The organism is Streptomyces sp. NPDC057694 (assembly GCF_042799415.1).
GTDB lineage: Bacteria > Actinomycetota > Actinomycetes > Streptomycetales > Streptomycetaceae > Streptomyces.
This window is the reverse complement of the sequence record NZ_JBHVIX010000017.1, coordinates 131447-144005: the sequence shown is the minus strand read 5'-3', so window position 1 is coordinate 144005 and position 12559 is coordinate 131447. Positions and strand designations below refer to the sequence as shown.

Genomic DNA, 12559 nt, shown 5'->3' with positions numbered 1-12559 from the left:
CGGCTTACGTGATCACGAAGCACCTTAGTACGGGCGCGGGGGCGGCCCGCGGCCTGCGCTGCGGGCACAACCGATCACTCCGGCGCGGAAGTTGGTACGGACGAATCCCTTGACGTCCCTTCCGGGCGCCCCTTAAATCAACCCTTGAACTCATCACACCACGCGCAACTCCCTTGTCTTCACTTTCTGGCGTGTCAGAGACAGACACGATCCCCCTACCCGAAGTGACGTGATGCTCCATGCGCAGTTCACACCGCTCACGCAGTTTCCTGCGGCGCCGGCTCCCGCTGGGCGCGGCCGCACTCCTGTGCCTCGGCGCGGGACTCGTACCCGTCGCCAACGCCGCGGGCACCGACGACGCGCGGGCCGCCGCGGTCACCTTCTCCGACGACTTCGACGGGCCCGCGGGCTCGGCCGTCGACGGTTCGAAGTGGCAGACCGAGACGGGCGACAACGTCGACAACCACGAACGGCAGTACTACACGGCGGGCAACAGCAACGCCGCGCTCGACGGCCAGGGCCATCTGGTCATCACGGCCCGCAAGGAGAACCCGTCCAACTACCAGTGCTGGTACGGCTCGTGCGAGTACACCTCGGCACGGCTGAACACGTCGGGGAAGTTCTCGACGACGCACGGGCACGTCGAGGCGCGGATGAAGATACCGCGCGGGCAGGGCATATGGCCGGCGTTCTGGATGCTCGGCGACGACATCGGCTCGGTCGGCTGGCCGAACTCCGGTGAGATCGACATCATGGAGAACGTCGGCTTCGAGCCGTCCACGGTGCACGGCACGATCCACGGTCCCGGCTACTCGGGTTCGGCGGGGATCGGTGCGCCGTACTCGCTGCCGAACGGCCAGGCGTTCGCGGACGACTTCCACACCTTCGCGGTGGACTGGTCGCCGAACGAGATCAAGTGGTCGGTGGACGGCACCGTCTACCAGACCCGGACGCCCGCCGACGTGGGCGGCAACCAGTGGGTCTTCGAGAAGCCGTTCTTCGTCATCCTGAACCTGGCGGTGGGCGGCTACTGGCCGGGGGACCCGGACGGCAGCACGCAGTTCCCGCAGCAGCTCGTCGTCGACTACGTCCACGTGTCGAACTGAGCGAAGCGAGCGGTACGGGCGGGGGGCCGGCGCCCCTCGCCCGTCCTGTCGGGCCTCAGGCCGTCTCGCGGCAGTCCGGGTGTCCCCAGCCGTCGGGATTCTTGGCGATGTCCTCACCGGCGGCGTAGCTGCGGCCGCAGCGGCAGCGGCCCGGGAACTTCGCCTTGAGGGTCCGCGAGGAGGACCCGCTCCCGCCGGCGGCGCTCTTGCGGCGCGGCGTCTTCGCACGGGCCGAGGCGGCCGACGAAGGCGTCGAGGGCGGCGGCTCCGGGGACCCGAGCGCGCTGCCCGCGTCCTGTTGCGCGACGGCGGCCTGGCTGGCGGCGCGGTCCGCGTAGTCGTTGAGCGGGTCGCCGTCGACCTGGTGCGCGGGTACGTACTTGAACTCGACCGAGCGGCCCTCCAGCAGGGCGTCGATGCGGGCGACGAGCTCCTGGTTGGCGACCGGCTTGCCGGACGCGGTCTTCCAGCCCTTGCGCTTCCAGCCGGGCAGCCAGGTCGTGACGGCCTTCATCGCGTACTGGGAGTCCATCCGGACCTCCAGCGCGACATCGGCCGGGACCGTGCTCAGCAGCCGCTCCAGGGCCGTGAGTTCCGCGACGTTGTTCGTCGCGGTGCCCAGTGCACCGGCCTCCCACTGGACGACCTTCTCGTCACCGTCGGCGACGACCCAGGCCCAGGCGGCCGGTCCGGGGTTTCCTTTGGACGCGCCGTCACACGCGGCGATCACACGTTCTGCCATGCCCCGATCATGCCAGGGTCGGACCCCGTCCGAAGAACGCTGACGTGTCCACGCCCGGCCGGGGCAGCCCGATGTCAGGCCAAGTCGACCCGGATCGTGAGGAGTTCGTCGCCCAGAGCGCGCACCGCGGCGCTGTTGAGGAGCGGCAGTGATTTCAGGCGGGCCCGGGCGTCGTCCTGGGGCACGAGGTGGGCCACCCCGTGGTACCAGCGGCCGCGGATCCTGACCCGGACGTCGGGGCTGGCCGCGATGTTCCGCACGTACTGCGATTTGTGCCCGAACTCGGAGACCAGCCAGAAGGTGTCCCCGATCCGCCGCCCGCCGACGGGTGTGCGGCGGGGCTGTCCCGAGACACGGCCGGTCGTCTCGATGAGCATCTGTCCCGGCAGCCGTCTGGTCAGCGGATTGGCGATCCTGCGCTGGAACGTGGTGACGAGCCGGTGCCGAGTGTCCTGATCACGCGCCATGCCCCCGCACTGTAGTCGCAGACGCCCGGATGGGACATGGATCGATCAAGAAACGGGGGTCCCGGCGGAGATCGTCCCCGGACAGGAGGAAGCCCCGACCGCGACGGGGGATCACGGCCGGGGCGGCTCTGGGTGGGCACGGATGGCGGTCGCCTCTCGGCGGGGGGCTCCGCAGGGCTTCAGCCGAACGATCTTCCCTGCGGGCTATCGGTAGGGCCCGGGGACACTGTTCCATCCGCGTCCACGGTGGGTTCAACGGGCAGGCGGACCCTGTTGTTCCCGGGCGTCCCGGAGGGTGGCGTGAGGTGAGTCACGGCGGCCTGGCGTTCGAGAATCTGTCCGGCCTTTAAGGTTCTGTGGTGATCTTCGTCCCGCCCTCGCGTCGTTCCGCCCGCCCGTCGGCCGTCGGCCTCGCCCTGGCCGCCGTACTGCTGCTGGCCTCCTGCTCGTCGACGTCCTCGTCGTCCGGTTCCGCCACGCATGCACCGGAGGTGGTCCGGCCGACGCCCCACGTCGGTTTCGACTACCAGATCGGCGGGCCGTACAAGCCGCCGTCCGGGGTGGGGGCCGTCTCGCGCGACCGCGGCGCCAAGCCCGCGAAGGGGCTGTACAACGTCTGTTACGTCAATGCGTTCCAGGCCCAGCCGGACGCGCTGCGCCGGTGGGAGCGCGACGATCCCGATCTGCTGCTGCGGGACGACGATGACGACGTGGTCATCGACAAGGACTGGGACGAGGCCCTGTTCGACATCTCGACGGCCGCCAAGCGGACGCGCCTGGCGAAGATCGTCGGCAACTGGGTCGAGGGCTGTGGCGACGACGGCTTCCAGGCCGTCGAGCTGGACAACCTCGACTCCTACTCGCGCTCGGACGGTCTGCTCGACGCCGCGGACGCGGTCGCCTTCGCGCGGCTCCTGGCCGACCGCGCACACGCCGCGGGCCTGGCCGTCGGCCAGAAGAACACCGCCGAACTCCTGCCCAAGCGGACCGCCGTCGGCTTCGACTTCGCCGTCTCCGAGGAATGCGGGAGCTACGACGAGTGCGGTGCGTACGCGAAGGCGTACGACGACCGGGTCTTCGCCGTCGAGTACCGCGCCGCCGACTTCGACCGGGCCTGCCGCACCTACGGCAAGCGGCTGTCGCTCGTGCTGCGGGACGTGGACGTGCGGCCCGCGGGCACGAAGGGATACGTGCGGCGCACCTGCTGACGGCGCTTACGGAGGCCTGTCGGCACCTGCCTCAGCCCAGCGGGGACGGTGTGCCCAGTGCGTCCAGGCGCCGCTGAATCGCTTTCAAGGCGCCCGGGCGACGGCCCGGCACCTGTCCGCGCAGCTCGGTGAGGGCGACGGCGAGGGCGCGGGCCCTGCCCGGATCGCCGAGTTGCTCCCACTGGTGGTGGGCGCGGTCGACGGCCGCTTCCACGTCGTCGTCGGAGGCCGCTTCCCCGCGGGCAAGGCGGGCCCGGGCGACCTCGGCCCACAGCGCGCAGCTGCGGCCGGGATCATGCGCCAGGCGCGCGAGATCCGCCCGCACCTCGAGCCAGTGCACGGCCTGCGCGGACCCGGCCCCGTGGATGCGCAGCGCCTCGCTCTCCCAGCGCGCCGCGATGGCGGCGGCCTCCGCGTGCCGGCCTGCCTGCGCGGCGGCGAGCATCGCCGGATGCGGGTCTTCGGGCTCCGCCTGGGGGCGGGCCGGTGCAGGGATCCGGTGCCCCGGAGCCGGTGCCGAGCTCGGCTCGGCGGTCGGAAGCGGGGGCGGGGACGGCGCCGTCGTGGGTTGGTGCATCACAGGCACCGCACCCGTCGCCATCCCGTGGCTCACCGGAACGGTGGCCGTGCCTGCCGGCGCTCCCTGCGGCAGCGGAACGGCAGTCGTCCCTGCCGGTGCACTCTGCGGCGGCGGAACCACGGCCACACCCGCCGGCGCACCCTGCGGCGGCAGAACAGCGGTCGTACCCGCCCGCGCCGGTTGAGCCACGGGGACCCCGGCCGCGGCCGCCACCGCGCCGTGCACCGGGGCGGCGGCCCCGCCCGGGGCGAAGGCCCCCACCGGCGTGTCCATCGCCACGAACAGCGCCTCTGCCGGGCCCGAGCGGCCGGCCGCCGTCTCGTGCAGGTGGGCGAGGTGCGGGCGGGCCCCGGTGCGCCAGATGTCGGCGTACGTCCTGAGGTAGTCCGGGGTCAGGAGCGTACGGCGGGGCGGGGGCGGAGTGACGCGGCCGAACACGCGAATGCCGTGGCCGAGACCGACGCCGCCCCCGCGCACGTGCGGCCAGGCGTCGGCGTCGGCGACCAGGTCGAGGACGACGGTGGTGGTGTGCGGGCGGCGCAGCGCGAGTTCGCCGGTCAGCCAGTGCCAGGGCAGGGCCGTGTATCGCAGCGTCGACGGGGTGGTGCGGGCCAGAGCCAGGTGGAGGAGGTGCTGGCGGTGGTCGAGGTGGAGCTGGCCGGTGACGTACACGTGCAACTGTCCGGGCAGGGCGGCGGCGGTGCGTATCCGGGTGAGGACGGCCTGCGGGTCGAGCGGGTCGGCGAGTTCGACGACGGTGGCCGCGGGGGTGCCGGTGAGCGCGCTCGGCGGGACCGCGGCGAGCGCGGGCAGCACGGCCGCCGCGTCGATGAGGCATCCCTTGCCGACGGGGGCCGCCGCGAGCAGCAGCGCCGTCCCCTGGTCCGCGGGTTGTGCCTGGTTGTTGCCTTGCGCGTTGATCACCACCAGAGCACCGTAACCGGAATCGCGATGCTCGGCGGACCGCTCACGCAAACCCAACTGGTCCGGCTACGGGTGGCTTTCAGCCCGTTTCGGCTGCCGGGTGCGGCCACGGGGTGCAGGCGGGCACCGGGCGCCCAGGGGCGCGGCGGCGCCGCGAGGTGCGGACGGGCGCCGGCGCGACGAAGCTGGGCTCATGATCGAAGACGCGGGACGTGACGGATACCCCTCGGTCGTGGTGCACGCGGCCCAGCCCGGCGGACGCCGGGTCCACATCAGCGGCGAGGACGCGGGCCTCGCCAGGTCACTGGCGGACGTGGTGGCGTTCCTGCGCCGGGCAGGCCTTGAGGACACGCCGCTCGACGACCCGGACGTCGTGGAGTGGCGCGGCGGCGGCAGCGGGATCTGGCCCGCGCACATCGACGACCCCGATGAGGTCTGAGACGTTCAGCGGTATCCGGTGACGTCGGCCGGTTTGCCCGTGTCCTGCACCTCCACCAGGTAGCGCCAGGCGTCCGGCCGGCTGCCGTCGAGGTCGGTGAAGCCGTAGGTCGCGGCGAGGCCGCCGCTGGACTGGGAAGTGCCGTTGAACCGGGCGACGTCCGGGTCGGCGGCGAGCGCGGCGACGGCGCGCCCGGTGTAGCGCGGGGTCTCCGAGATCGCGAAGTGCGGTTCGGCGGTGAGCGCGTCGCGCCACGTCTCCTCGGTGACCCCGAACGCGTCGAGCATGATCTCCGAGCGCATCCAGCCGGGCGTGAGGGCCACGGCGGTCGCGCCGCGCGGGCCCAGTTCGTGGCCGAGGGAGAACGCCATGCGCAGCACGGCGCTCTTGGCGAGGTCGTAGAAGAAGGAGTTGCGGTAGTTCGCCGCGTTGTAGTCGGCGGTGCCGTCGGTCATCTCGACGACCAGGCCGCCGGGCGAGCGCAGCAGCAGCGGCAGCGCGAAGTGGCTGGTGATGGCGTGCGTCTCGACGGCGAGGCGGTGCAGCCGCAGCCCCTTGTCGAGGTCGTGCTCCCACACGGGCGCGTTCCAGGCGAAGAGGTGCTCGCCGCCCCAGATGTCGTTGACGAGGACGTCGAGGCGCCCTTGTTCGGCGTCGACGCGCTCGACGAGGGCGCGCACCTGATCCGGTTCCAGATGGTCGGTGGGGACGGCGATGCCGTGGCCGCCCGCCGCGCTCACCAGGTCGGCGGTGTCCTCGATCGTCTCGGGCCGGTCGTACTCGGAGCGCCGCTCGCGGGTGGTGCGCCCGGTGACGTAGACGGTGGCGCCCGCCGCGCCCAGTTCCACGGCGATGCCGCGTCCCGCGCCGCGGGTCGCGCCCGCGACGAGGGCCACCCTGCCGTGCAACGGCCGGTCGCCCGAGGTGCTGCCGGGCTCTGCTGTGTCCGTCATGACCTGCTCTTTCGTGTCGGCCCGCCCGGCCGCGCCGACCGGACACACCGAGCATCCCCGCGAATCCCGACACCTTCTGTCCGACTTTCCGGCCGTCGTCGCGTGATCACCCTCACCCCGACCGCCCCGATACCCCCCTAGGTATAGCTGATACCCTCGGGGGTATAGAGTCGTACGTGACATCGGAGGTTGTTGTGAAGGTCGTGATCGTCGGGGGCGTGGCGGGCGGCATGTCCGCGGCGACGCGTCTGCGCCGCCTCGACGAGCAGGCGGAGATCGTCGTGCTGGAGCGCGGCGCCCATGTCAGCTATGCGAACTGCGGGCTGCCGTACTTCCTGGGCGGCGTCATCGAGGAGCGCGACGCTCTGCTCGTGCAGACCCCCGAGGCGCTGCGCGCCCGGTTCCGGATCGATGTGCGGGTGCGCAGCGAGGCCGTCGCCGTGGACGCGACCGCCCGGACCGTGACGGTGCGCGATCTCGCGAGCGGCTCCGAGTACACGGAGTCGTACGACCGGCTGGTGCTCAGCCCGGGCGCCCGGCCCTTCGTGCCGGACCTGCCGGGTGCGGAGCGGGCGTTCACTCTGCGGGACGTCTCGGACACCGACCGGATCGCGGGCGAGCTGGCGGCGGGCGCACGCTCGGCCGTGGTCGTCGGCGCCGGGTTCATCGGCGTGGAGGCCGCGGAGAATCTGCGCCGGCGCGGTCTCGACGTGACGCTCGTGGAGCTGGCCGGGCAGGTGCTGCCGCCGCTGGACGCGGAGATGGCCGCGCCGCTCGCCGCCGAGCTGCGGGCCGGCGGTGTCGACCTGGCCCTCGGTACGCAGCTGAAGGAGATCCGGGACCACGACGTCGTCCTGGACGACGGCCGGACCGTCCCCGCCGACCTCGTCCTCATGGCGATCGGGGTCCGCCCCGACGTCGCGCTGGCCCGCGCGGCCGGCATCGCGATCGGCCCGCGCGGCGGCATCGCCGTCGACGAGCGCGGCCGCACCAGCGACGAGGCCGTGTACGCGGTGGGCGACGCGGCGGAGAAGCGCGACGCGCTGAGCGGCGAGAGCACCCTCGTGCCGCTGGCGAACCTGGCCAACCGGCACGGCAGGCTCGTCGCCGACGCGATCGCCGGACGCCCGGTGTCGGCCCGCCCCGCCACCGGCACCGCCGTCGTCCAGGTCTTCGGCCTGACCGCGGCGGCCACCGGCTGGAACGAGAAGCGGCTGCGCGCGGCGGGCCGCCGCTACCAGGCGCTGCACCTCCACCCCGGCTCGCACGCGGGCTACTACCCCGGCGCCTCCCCCATCGCGCTGAAGGTCCTGTTCGACCCCGACGACCTGAGCATCCTCGGCGCGCAGGCGGTCGGCGCCGACGGGGTCGACAAGCGGGTCGACGTGCTCGCCACCGCCATCGCGGGCGGGCTGACCGCGCCCGAACTGGCCGATCTGGAGCTGGCGTACGCCCCGCCGTACGGCTCGGCGAAGGACCCGGTCAACATGGCGGGGATGATCGCCGAGAACCTGGTGACCCGTACCGACCGCACCGTCCAATGGCACGAACTGGACGCGGCGCGGGCCGCGGGCGCCTCGCTCGTCGACGTCCGGACGGCGGCCGAGCACGCCCGGGGCGCCATCCCCGGCGCCGTGAACATTCCGCTCGACGAGCTGCGCGAGCGGTCCGCCGAGCTGCCCGACGGCGATCTCCTCGTGCACTGTCAGGTCGGCCTGCGCGGCCACACCGCGCTGCGCCTGCTCGCCGGACTCGGCCGCGACGCCGCCAACCTCGACGGCGGATACGCCACCTGGTCCGCGGGGCAGGCCGCCTGACCCACGCCCGTACCCACCGACCCGCAACAGTCCCCCCACACACCAGGGAGAACCATGAGCACCACTCTCGCTCCGGCGGAGCTGCGCGCCCGCCCCGCCGACGGCACCCTCGTCATCGACGTGCGGGCGCCCGGCGAGTTCGCGTCCGGCCACGTGCCCGGCGCGGTGAACGTACCGGCCGACCACCTCGACACGCTCCTGCCCGACCTGCGCAGTGCCGCCGAGCGGCGTCGCATCGTCGTGGTCTGCGCCGCCGGTCAGCGCTCCGCCGCCGCCTGCGCCAAGCTCGCCGACGCGGGCGTGGACGCGGTCGGTCTCGACGGCGGCACGCAGGCCTGGACCGCCGAGGGACTGCCCGTCGACACGGCGGCCCACGAGGGCCGCGCGGTGTGGGCGATGGACCGTCAGGTCCGGTTCACCGCCGGGTCCCTGGTCCTGGCCGGGATCGCGCTCGGCCGCCGCGCGCCGAAGGGCCGGCTGCTGGCCGCCGGTGTCGCGGCCGGCCTCGTCTACTCGGCCGTGACCAACTCCTGCGCCATGGCGGCCATGCTCGGCAAGCTGCCCTTCAACCGCCCGGCGCCCGGCGCCCTCGACGCGGCCCGCGCCGCGCTGCGCGCATGAGCGTGACCCCGGCGGCCACGGACGCCGTCCTCAAGCGACTGCGCCGCGCCCAGGGCCAGCTCGCCGGTGTGATCGCGATGATCGAGGCGGGCCGCGACTGCAAGGACGTCGTGACCCAGCTGGCCGCCGTGTCCCGGGCCCTCGACCGGGCCGGCTTCAAGATCATCGCGTCGGGCATGCGGGACTGCATGAACGCGGCGGAGGGCGAACAGCCCCCGCTGACCGAGGAAGAGCTGGAGAAACTGTTCCTCTCCCTGGCCTGACCTCTGGGTCTCTCGCCTGACCGCCGTGTCTCTCGCCTGCCCCCCGTACAGGCGAGACCGTCTCGGTGGGGCCGCTTCCGGTCGGCCCCACCGAGACGGCGTACTAGGCGGCGCGCCGCACGCGCGACCCGTGCCTGCGCACGATGTCCGCGTAGCGGTGGCCGCTGCCCTTGATGGTGCGCACCTGTGTCTGATAGTCGACGTGCACGAGGCCGAACCGCTTGTCGTAGCCGTAGGCCCACTCGAAGTTGTCGAGGAGCGACCAGGCGAAGTAACCGGCGAGCGGTGCGCCCTTGCGCACGGCGCGGGCGCAGGCCGCGAGGTGGTCGACGAGGTACTGCTCGCGCTCGGGGTCGTCGACCGTCCCGTCGGGGCGGACCACGTCCGGGTACGCGGAGCCGTTCTCGGTGATGTACAGCTTGCGTGCGCCGTACTCGCTGGTCAGTCGGAGCAGCAGGGTCTCGATGCCGTTCGCGTCGACCTCCCAGTCCATGCCGGTGCGCGGCACGCCGAGGCGGCGCACGGAGTCGGCGTACGGCGCCGGGCCCGCCGGGTGGTCGGCGATCGCGGACGGGAAGTAGTAGTTGAGGCCCAGCCAGTCCAGCGGCGCGGCGATCGTCTCCAGGTCGCCGGGCCGCTCCGGGAGTTCGACCCCGTAGACCTCCTTCATGTCCTCGGGGAAGCCGCGGCCGTGCACCGGGTCGAGCCACCAGCGGTTGGAGTGGCCGTCCATGCGGCGGGCCGCGGCGATGTCCTCGGGCCGGTCGGTGGCGGGCTCCACCTGGGCGAGGTTGAGGACGATGCCCACCTCGGCGTCGGGGACGGCCGCGCGGATCGCCTGCGTGGCCAGGCCGTGGCCGAGCAGCAGGTGGTAGGAGGCGGGGACGGCGGCGCTCAGGTCGGCGATGCCGGGCGCCATCTTGCCCTCCAGGTGGCCGATCCACGCCGAGCACAGCGGCTCGTTGAGCGGCGTCCAGTGCTTCACGCGGTCACCGAGCCGCTCCGCGACCACGGACGCGTACTCACCGAACGCGAGGGCGGTCTCCCGGGCCGGCCAGCCGCCGCGGTCCTGCAGCGCCTGGGGCAGGTCCCAGTGGTAGAGGGTGACCATCGGCGTGATGCCGTCCGCGAGCAGCGCGTCGGTCAGCCGGTCGTAGAAGTCGAGGCCCTTGGCGTTCACCGGGCCGTCGCCGCCGGGGACGATGCGCGGCCAGGCGACGGAGAACCGGTACGCGTTGGCGCCCAGGCGCTTGAGCAGGTCGAAGTCCTCGCGCCACCGGTGGTAGTGGTCGCAGGCCACGTCACCGGTGTCGCCGCCTGCGACCTTGCCGGGCGTGTGCGAGAACGTGTCCCAGATCGAGGGCGCGCGGCCGTCCTCCGCGACCGCCCCTTCGATCTGGTACGCGGCGGTGGCCGTGCCCCACAGGAAGTCGTTCGGGAAGGCGGCGAGGTCTAGGGGCTCGGACACAAGGTTCCTTTCACAAATACGTTCTGCAGTAAGAGGGGGTGCGTCGGCAGTGGGTCGTCACTTGACCGCACCGGCGGTGAGGCCGGTGACGAGGTAGCGCTGCAGCAGCAGGAAGCCGGCGACGACGGGCACGCTGACGACGAGCGACGCGGCCATGATCTGGTTCCAGTACACGTCGTTGAGGTTGGCGTAGGCGCCGAGCCCCACCGACAGGGTGCGGGTGTCCTCGTTGGTCATCACCGAGGCGAACAGCACTTCGCCCCACGCGGTCATGAACGCGTAGACGGCGACCGCGACGATGCCGGGGATCGCGGCCGGCACGATGATCCGGAACAGCGCGCCGATCGGTCCGCAGCCGTCGACGAGAGCGGCCTCGTCCAGGTCGCGCGGCACCGACTCGAAGTACCCGATGAGCATCCAGATCGCGAACGGCAGCGTGAACGTCATGTACGTGAGGATCAGTCCGCCGCGCGAGCCGAACAGGGCGATCCCGGTGGTGTTGCCGATGTTGACGTAGATGAGGAACAGCGGCAGCAGGAAGAGGATGCCGGGGAACATCTGCGTCGACAGGACGGTGACCGTGAAGACGCGCTTGCCCTTGAAGCGGTAGCGGCTGACCGCGTACGCGGCGAACACCGCGACGATCACCGAGCAGACCGTCGCCGCGCCCGCCACGATCAGCGAGTTCACGAAGTACTTGGCGAGCGGGACCGTCGACCAGATGTCGATGTAGGGGCGGATCGTGAGCCCGCTGGGGATCCAGCGGAACTCGCCCTGCACGTCCTGGAGCGGCTTGAGCGAGCTGGAGACCATGACGAACACGGGCAGCAGCACGAAGCCGGCGAGCAGCGTCAGAAAGATCCGGCGGGACCACAGGAAGGACTGCGGCGACGCCATCGGCGAGCGGTGACGCACCGTTGTGTCCACGGTCTTGGCCACGGAGGTGTCAGACATCGGAAGTCTTCCTTCCGCGCGAGGTGAGGGCCAGGTAGATGCCCGTCACGACGAGCAGGAACAGCAGGAGCAGGACGGACATGGCGGATCCGGTACCGAAGTTCCAGGTGACGAACGAGGACTGGTAGATGTGCACCGAGATGATGTCCGCCGCCTCGGGCGCCGCCTTGCCGAACATCACGTAGGGCGTGTTGAAGTCGTTGAACGTCCACAGGAACAGCACGAGTACGAGCACCTGGTTGACCGGGCGCAGCGAGGGCAGCGTGATGCGGCGCAGTTGCTGCCACAGTCCGGCGCCGTCGAGCGAGGCCGCCTCGTACATCTCCTTGGGGATGTTCTGCAGGCCGGCCATCACGATGAGGAAGGCGAACGGCCAGCCCTTCCACACCGACACGGTGAGCAGGGCGTAGAAGCTGTTGTCGCCGATCAGCCAGAAGGACGGCTTGTCGGTGACGCCGAGCTGGTCGTGCAGGACGTGGTTGATCAGGCCGTTGTCGTGCTGGAACATGAAGACCCAGGTGATCACGGCGGCGTAGACGGGCAGCGCGTACGGGATCAGGAACAGGGCGCGCAGGATGCCGCGGCCCTTGAACGTCTCCTGCATGAAGACCGCCGCGGCCGTGCCGATGGCCCAGCACAGGCCGACCGACAGGACGGTGAACAGGCAGGTGACGAAGAACGAGTGGAGCAGCGCCTGGCCGACCGGGGCGTCGAAGTCGACGGCGACCTTGAAGTTGTCGAAGCCGGTCCAGGGAGCCGAGTTCCAGTCGCGTATGTAGAACTGGGTGAGCTCCTTGAAGCTCATCACGACGCCCATGACCATGGGGATCAGGTGCACGAGGAGTTCGAGCACGAGGGCGGGCAGGAGGAGCAGGTAGGGCAGGCCGATCCGGCGGATCCGCCCGGGGCGGCGGTTCTTGCCGCGCGCCGCCCCGGGGGAGTTCTTGCCGACGGCCCGCCCCTCCCCCGCCGGTGCGGGGGAAGGGGCGGTCGTGGACACAGTCATCGGGCTCTCCG

Annotated in this window: 13 protein-coding genes; 6 read left to right on the top strand and 7 right to left on the bottom strand. The window is 71.9% G+C overall.

Annotated elements, in window-relative coordinates; genetic code table 11:
* The first annotated feature begins 239 nt into the window (after positions 1-239).
* Positions 240-1106, top strand: coding sequence for a family 16 glycosylhydrolase (locus ACFVDP_RS30335; protein WP_383496547.1), 867 nt, complete (start codon positions 240-242; stop codon positions 1104-1106).
* Between the two features lie 55 nt (positions 1107-1161).
* Here the strand turns inward: ACFVDP_RS30335 and ACFVDP_RS30330 are convergent, their stop codons facing one another.
* Both ACFVDP_RS30330 and ACFVDP_RS30325 read right to left on the bottom strand, forming a co-directional pair.
* Complete coding sequence (locus ACFVDP_RS30330) at positions 1162-1848, bottom strand: ribonuclease H (protein ID WP_383496543.1); 687 nt, start codon at positions 1846-1848, stop codon at positions 1162-1164.
* Positions 1849-1922: 74 nt separating this feature from the next.
* The gene (locus ACFVDP_RS30325; protein WP_383496540.1) at positions 1923-2315 is read right to left on the bottom strand and encodes a nitroreductase/quinone reductase family protein; all 393 of its coding nucleotides are present in this window, start codon (positions 2313-2315) and stop codon (positions 1923-1925) included.
* A gap of 359 nt (positions 2316-2674) precedes the next feature.
* Here ACFVDP_RS30325 and ACFVDP_RS30320 point away from each other — a divergent pair, with 359 nt between their 5' ends.
* The gene (locus ACFVDP_RS30320) at positions 2675-3523 is read left to right on the top strand and encodes an endo alpha-1,4 polygalactosaminidase (protein ID WP_383496537.1); all 849 of its coding nucleotides are present in this window, start codon (positions 2675-2677) and stop codon (positions 3521-3523) included.
* A gap of 31 nt (positions 3524-3554) precedes the next feature.
* Here ACFVDP_RS30320 and ACFVDP_RS30315 read toward each other — a convergent pair whose 3' ends face one another.
* The gene (locus ACFVDP_RS30315; RefSeq protein WP_383496534.1) at positions 3555-5030 is read right to left on the bottom strand and encodes a hypothetical protein; all 1476 of its coding nucleotides are present in this window, start codon (positions 5028-5030) and stop codon (positions 3555-3557) included.
* 190 nt (positions 5031-5220) lie between these two features.
* Here ACFVDP_RS30315 and ACFVDP_RS30310 point away from each other — a divergent pair, with 190 nt between their 5' ends.
* The gene (locus ACFVDP_RS30310) at positions 5221-5466 is read left to right on the top strand and encodes a hypothetical protein (RefSeq protein WP_383496532.1); all 246 of its coding nucleotides are present in this window, start codon (positions 5221-5223) and stop codon (positions 5464-5466) included.
* 5 nt (positions 5467-5471) lie between these two features.
* Here ACFVDP_RS30310 and ACFVDP_RS30305 read toward each other — a convergent pair whose 3' ends face one another.
* Positions 5472-6419, bottom strand: coding sequence for an SDR family oxidoreductase (locus tag ACFVDP_RS30305; protein ID WP_383496529.1), 948 nt, complete (start codon positions 6417-6419; stop codon positions 5472-5474).
* 176 nt (positions 6420-6595) lie between these two features.
* Between ACFVDP_RS30305 and ACFVDP_RS30300 the strand changes: the two genes are divergently transcribed.
* From ACFVDP_RS30300 to ACFVDP_RS30290, 3 genes are read left to right on the top strand one after another with little or no spacing between them, the layout of a single operon-like run.
* Complete coding sequence (locus tag ACFVDP_RS30300; protein ID WP_383496526.1) at positions 6596-8236, top strand: FAD-dependent oxidoreductase; 1641 nt, start codon at positions 6596-6598, stop codon at positions 8234-8236.
* A 54-nt stretch (positions 8237-8290) separates the two neighbouring features.
* Positions 8291-8857, top strand: coding sequence for a rhodanese-like domain-containing protein (locus ACFVDP_RS30295; RefSeq protein WP_383496523.1), 567 nt, complete (start codon positions 8291-8293; stop codon positions 8855-8857).
* On the top strand, positions 8854-9120 hold the full coding sequence (locus ACFVDP_RS30290; protein WP_111664969.1) for a metal-sensitive transcriptional regulator: 267 nt from the start codon (positions 8854-8856) through the stop codon (positions 9118-9120). Before ACFVDP_RS30295 ends, ACFVDP_RS30290 begins: the two co-directional genes overlap by 4 nt.
* Positions 9121-9223: 103 nt before the next feature.
* On the opposite strand, the gene ACFVDP_RS30285 is transcribed toward ACFVDP_RS30290, so the two are convergent.
* Genes ACFVDP_RS30285 through ACFVDP_RS30275 form a run of 3 tightly spaced genes read right to left on the bottom strand, consistent with a single transcriptional unit; the run spans position 9224 to position 12548 of the window.
* Positions 9224-10588 carry a GH1 family beta-glucosidase gene (locus tag ACFVDP_RS30285; RefSeq protein WP_383496520.1) on the bottom strand — a complete coding sequence of 455 codons (1365 nt, stop codon included), beginning with the start codon at positions 10586-10588 and terminating at the stop codon, positions 9224-9226.
* A 57-nt stretch (positions 10589-10645) separates the two neighbouring features.
* Positions 10646-11542 (bottom strand): carbohydrate ABC transporter permease, encoded by an 897-nt coding sequence (locus tag ACFVDP_RS30280; protein WP_383496517.1) that lies wholly within the window; start codon positions 11540-11542, stop codon positions 10646-10648.
* Complete coding sequence (locus ACFVDP_RS30275) at positions 11535-12548, bottom strand: carbohydrate ABC transporter permease (RefSeq protein ID WP_383496514.1); 1014 nt, start codon at positions 12546-12548, stop codon at positions 11535-11537. Before ACFVDP_RS30275 ends, ACFVDP_RS30280 begins: the two co-directional genes overlap by 8 nt.
* Between the last annotated feature and the right edge of the window lie 11 nt (positions 12549-12559).

Excerpts from the sequence above, each read along its gene's own strand:
- ACFVDP_RS30335 (WP_383496547.1), top strand. The coding sequence starts at position 240 with ATGCGCAGTTCACACCGCTCACGCAGTTTCCTGCGGCGCCGGCTCCCG.
- ACFVDP_RS30330 (WP_383496543.1), bottom strand. The coding sequence starts at position 1,848 with ATGGCAGAACGTGTGATCGCCGCGTGTGACGGCGCGTCCAAAGGAAAC.
- ACFVDP_RS30325 (WP_383496540.1), bottom strand. The coding sequence starts at position 2,315 with ATGGCGCGTGATCAGGACACTCGGCACCGGCTCGTCACCACGTTCCAG.
- ACFVDP_RS30310 (WP_383496532.1), top strand. The coding sequence starts at position 5,221 with ATGATCGAAGACGCGGGACGTGACGGATACCCCTCGGTCGTGGTGCAC.
- ACFVDP_RS30305 (WP_383496529.1), bottom strand. The coding sequence starts at position 6,419 with ATGACGGACACAGCAGAGCCCGGCAGCACCTCGGGCGACCGGCCGTTG.
- ACFVDP_RS30295 (WP_383496523.1), top strand. The coding sequence starts at position 8,291 with ATGAGCACCACTCTCGCTCCGGCGGAGCTGCGCGCCCGCCCCGCCGAC.
- ACFVDP_RS30290 (WP_111664969.1), top strand. The coding sequence starts at position 8,854 with ATGAGCGTGACCCCGGCGGCCACGGACGCCGTCCTCAAGCGACTGCGC.
- ACFVDP_RS30280 (WP_383496517.1), bottom strand. The coding sequence starts at position 11,542 with ATGTCTGACACCTCCGTGGCCAAGACCGTGGACACAACGGTGCGTCAC.
- ACFVDP_RS30275 (WP_383496514.1), bottom strand. The coding sequence starts at position 12,548 with ATGACTGTGTCCACGACCGCCCCTTCCCCCGCACCGGCGGGGGAGGGG.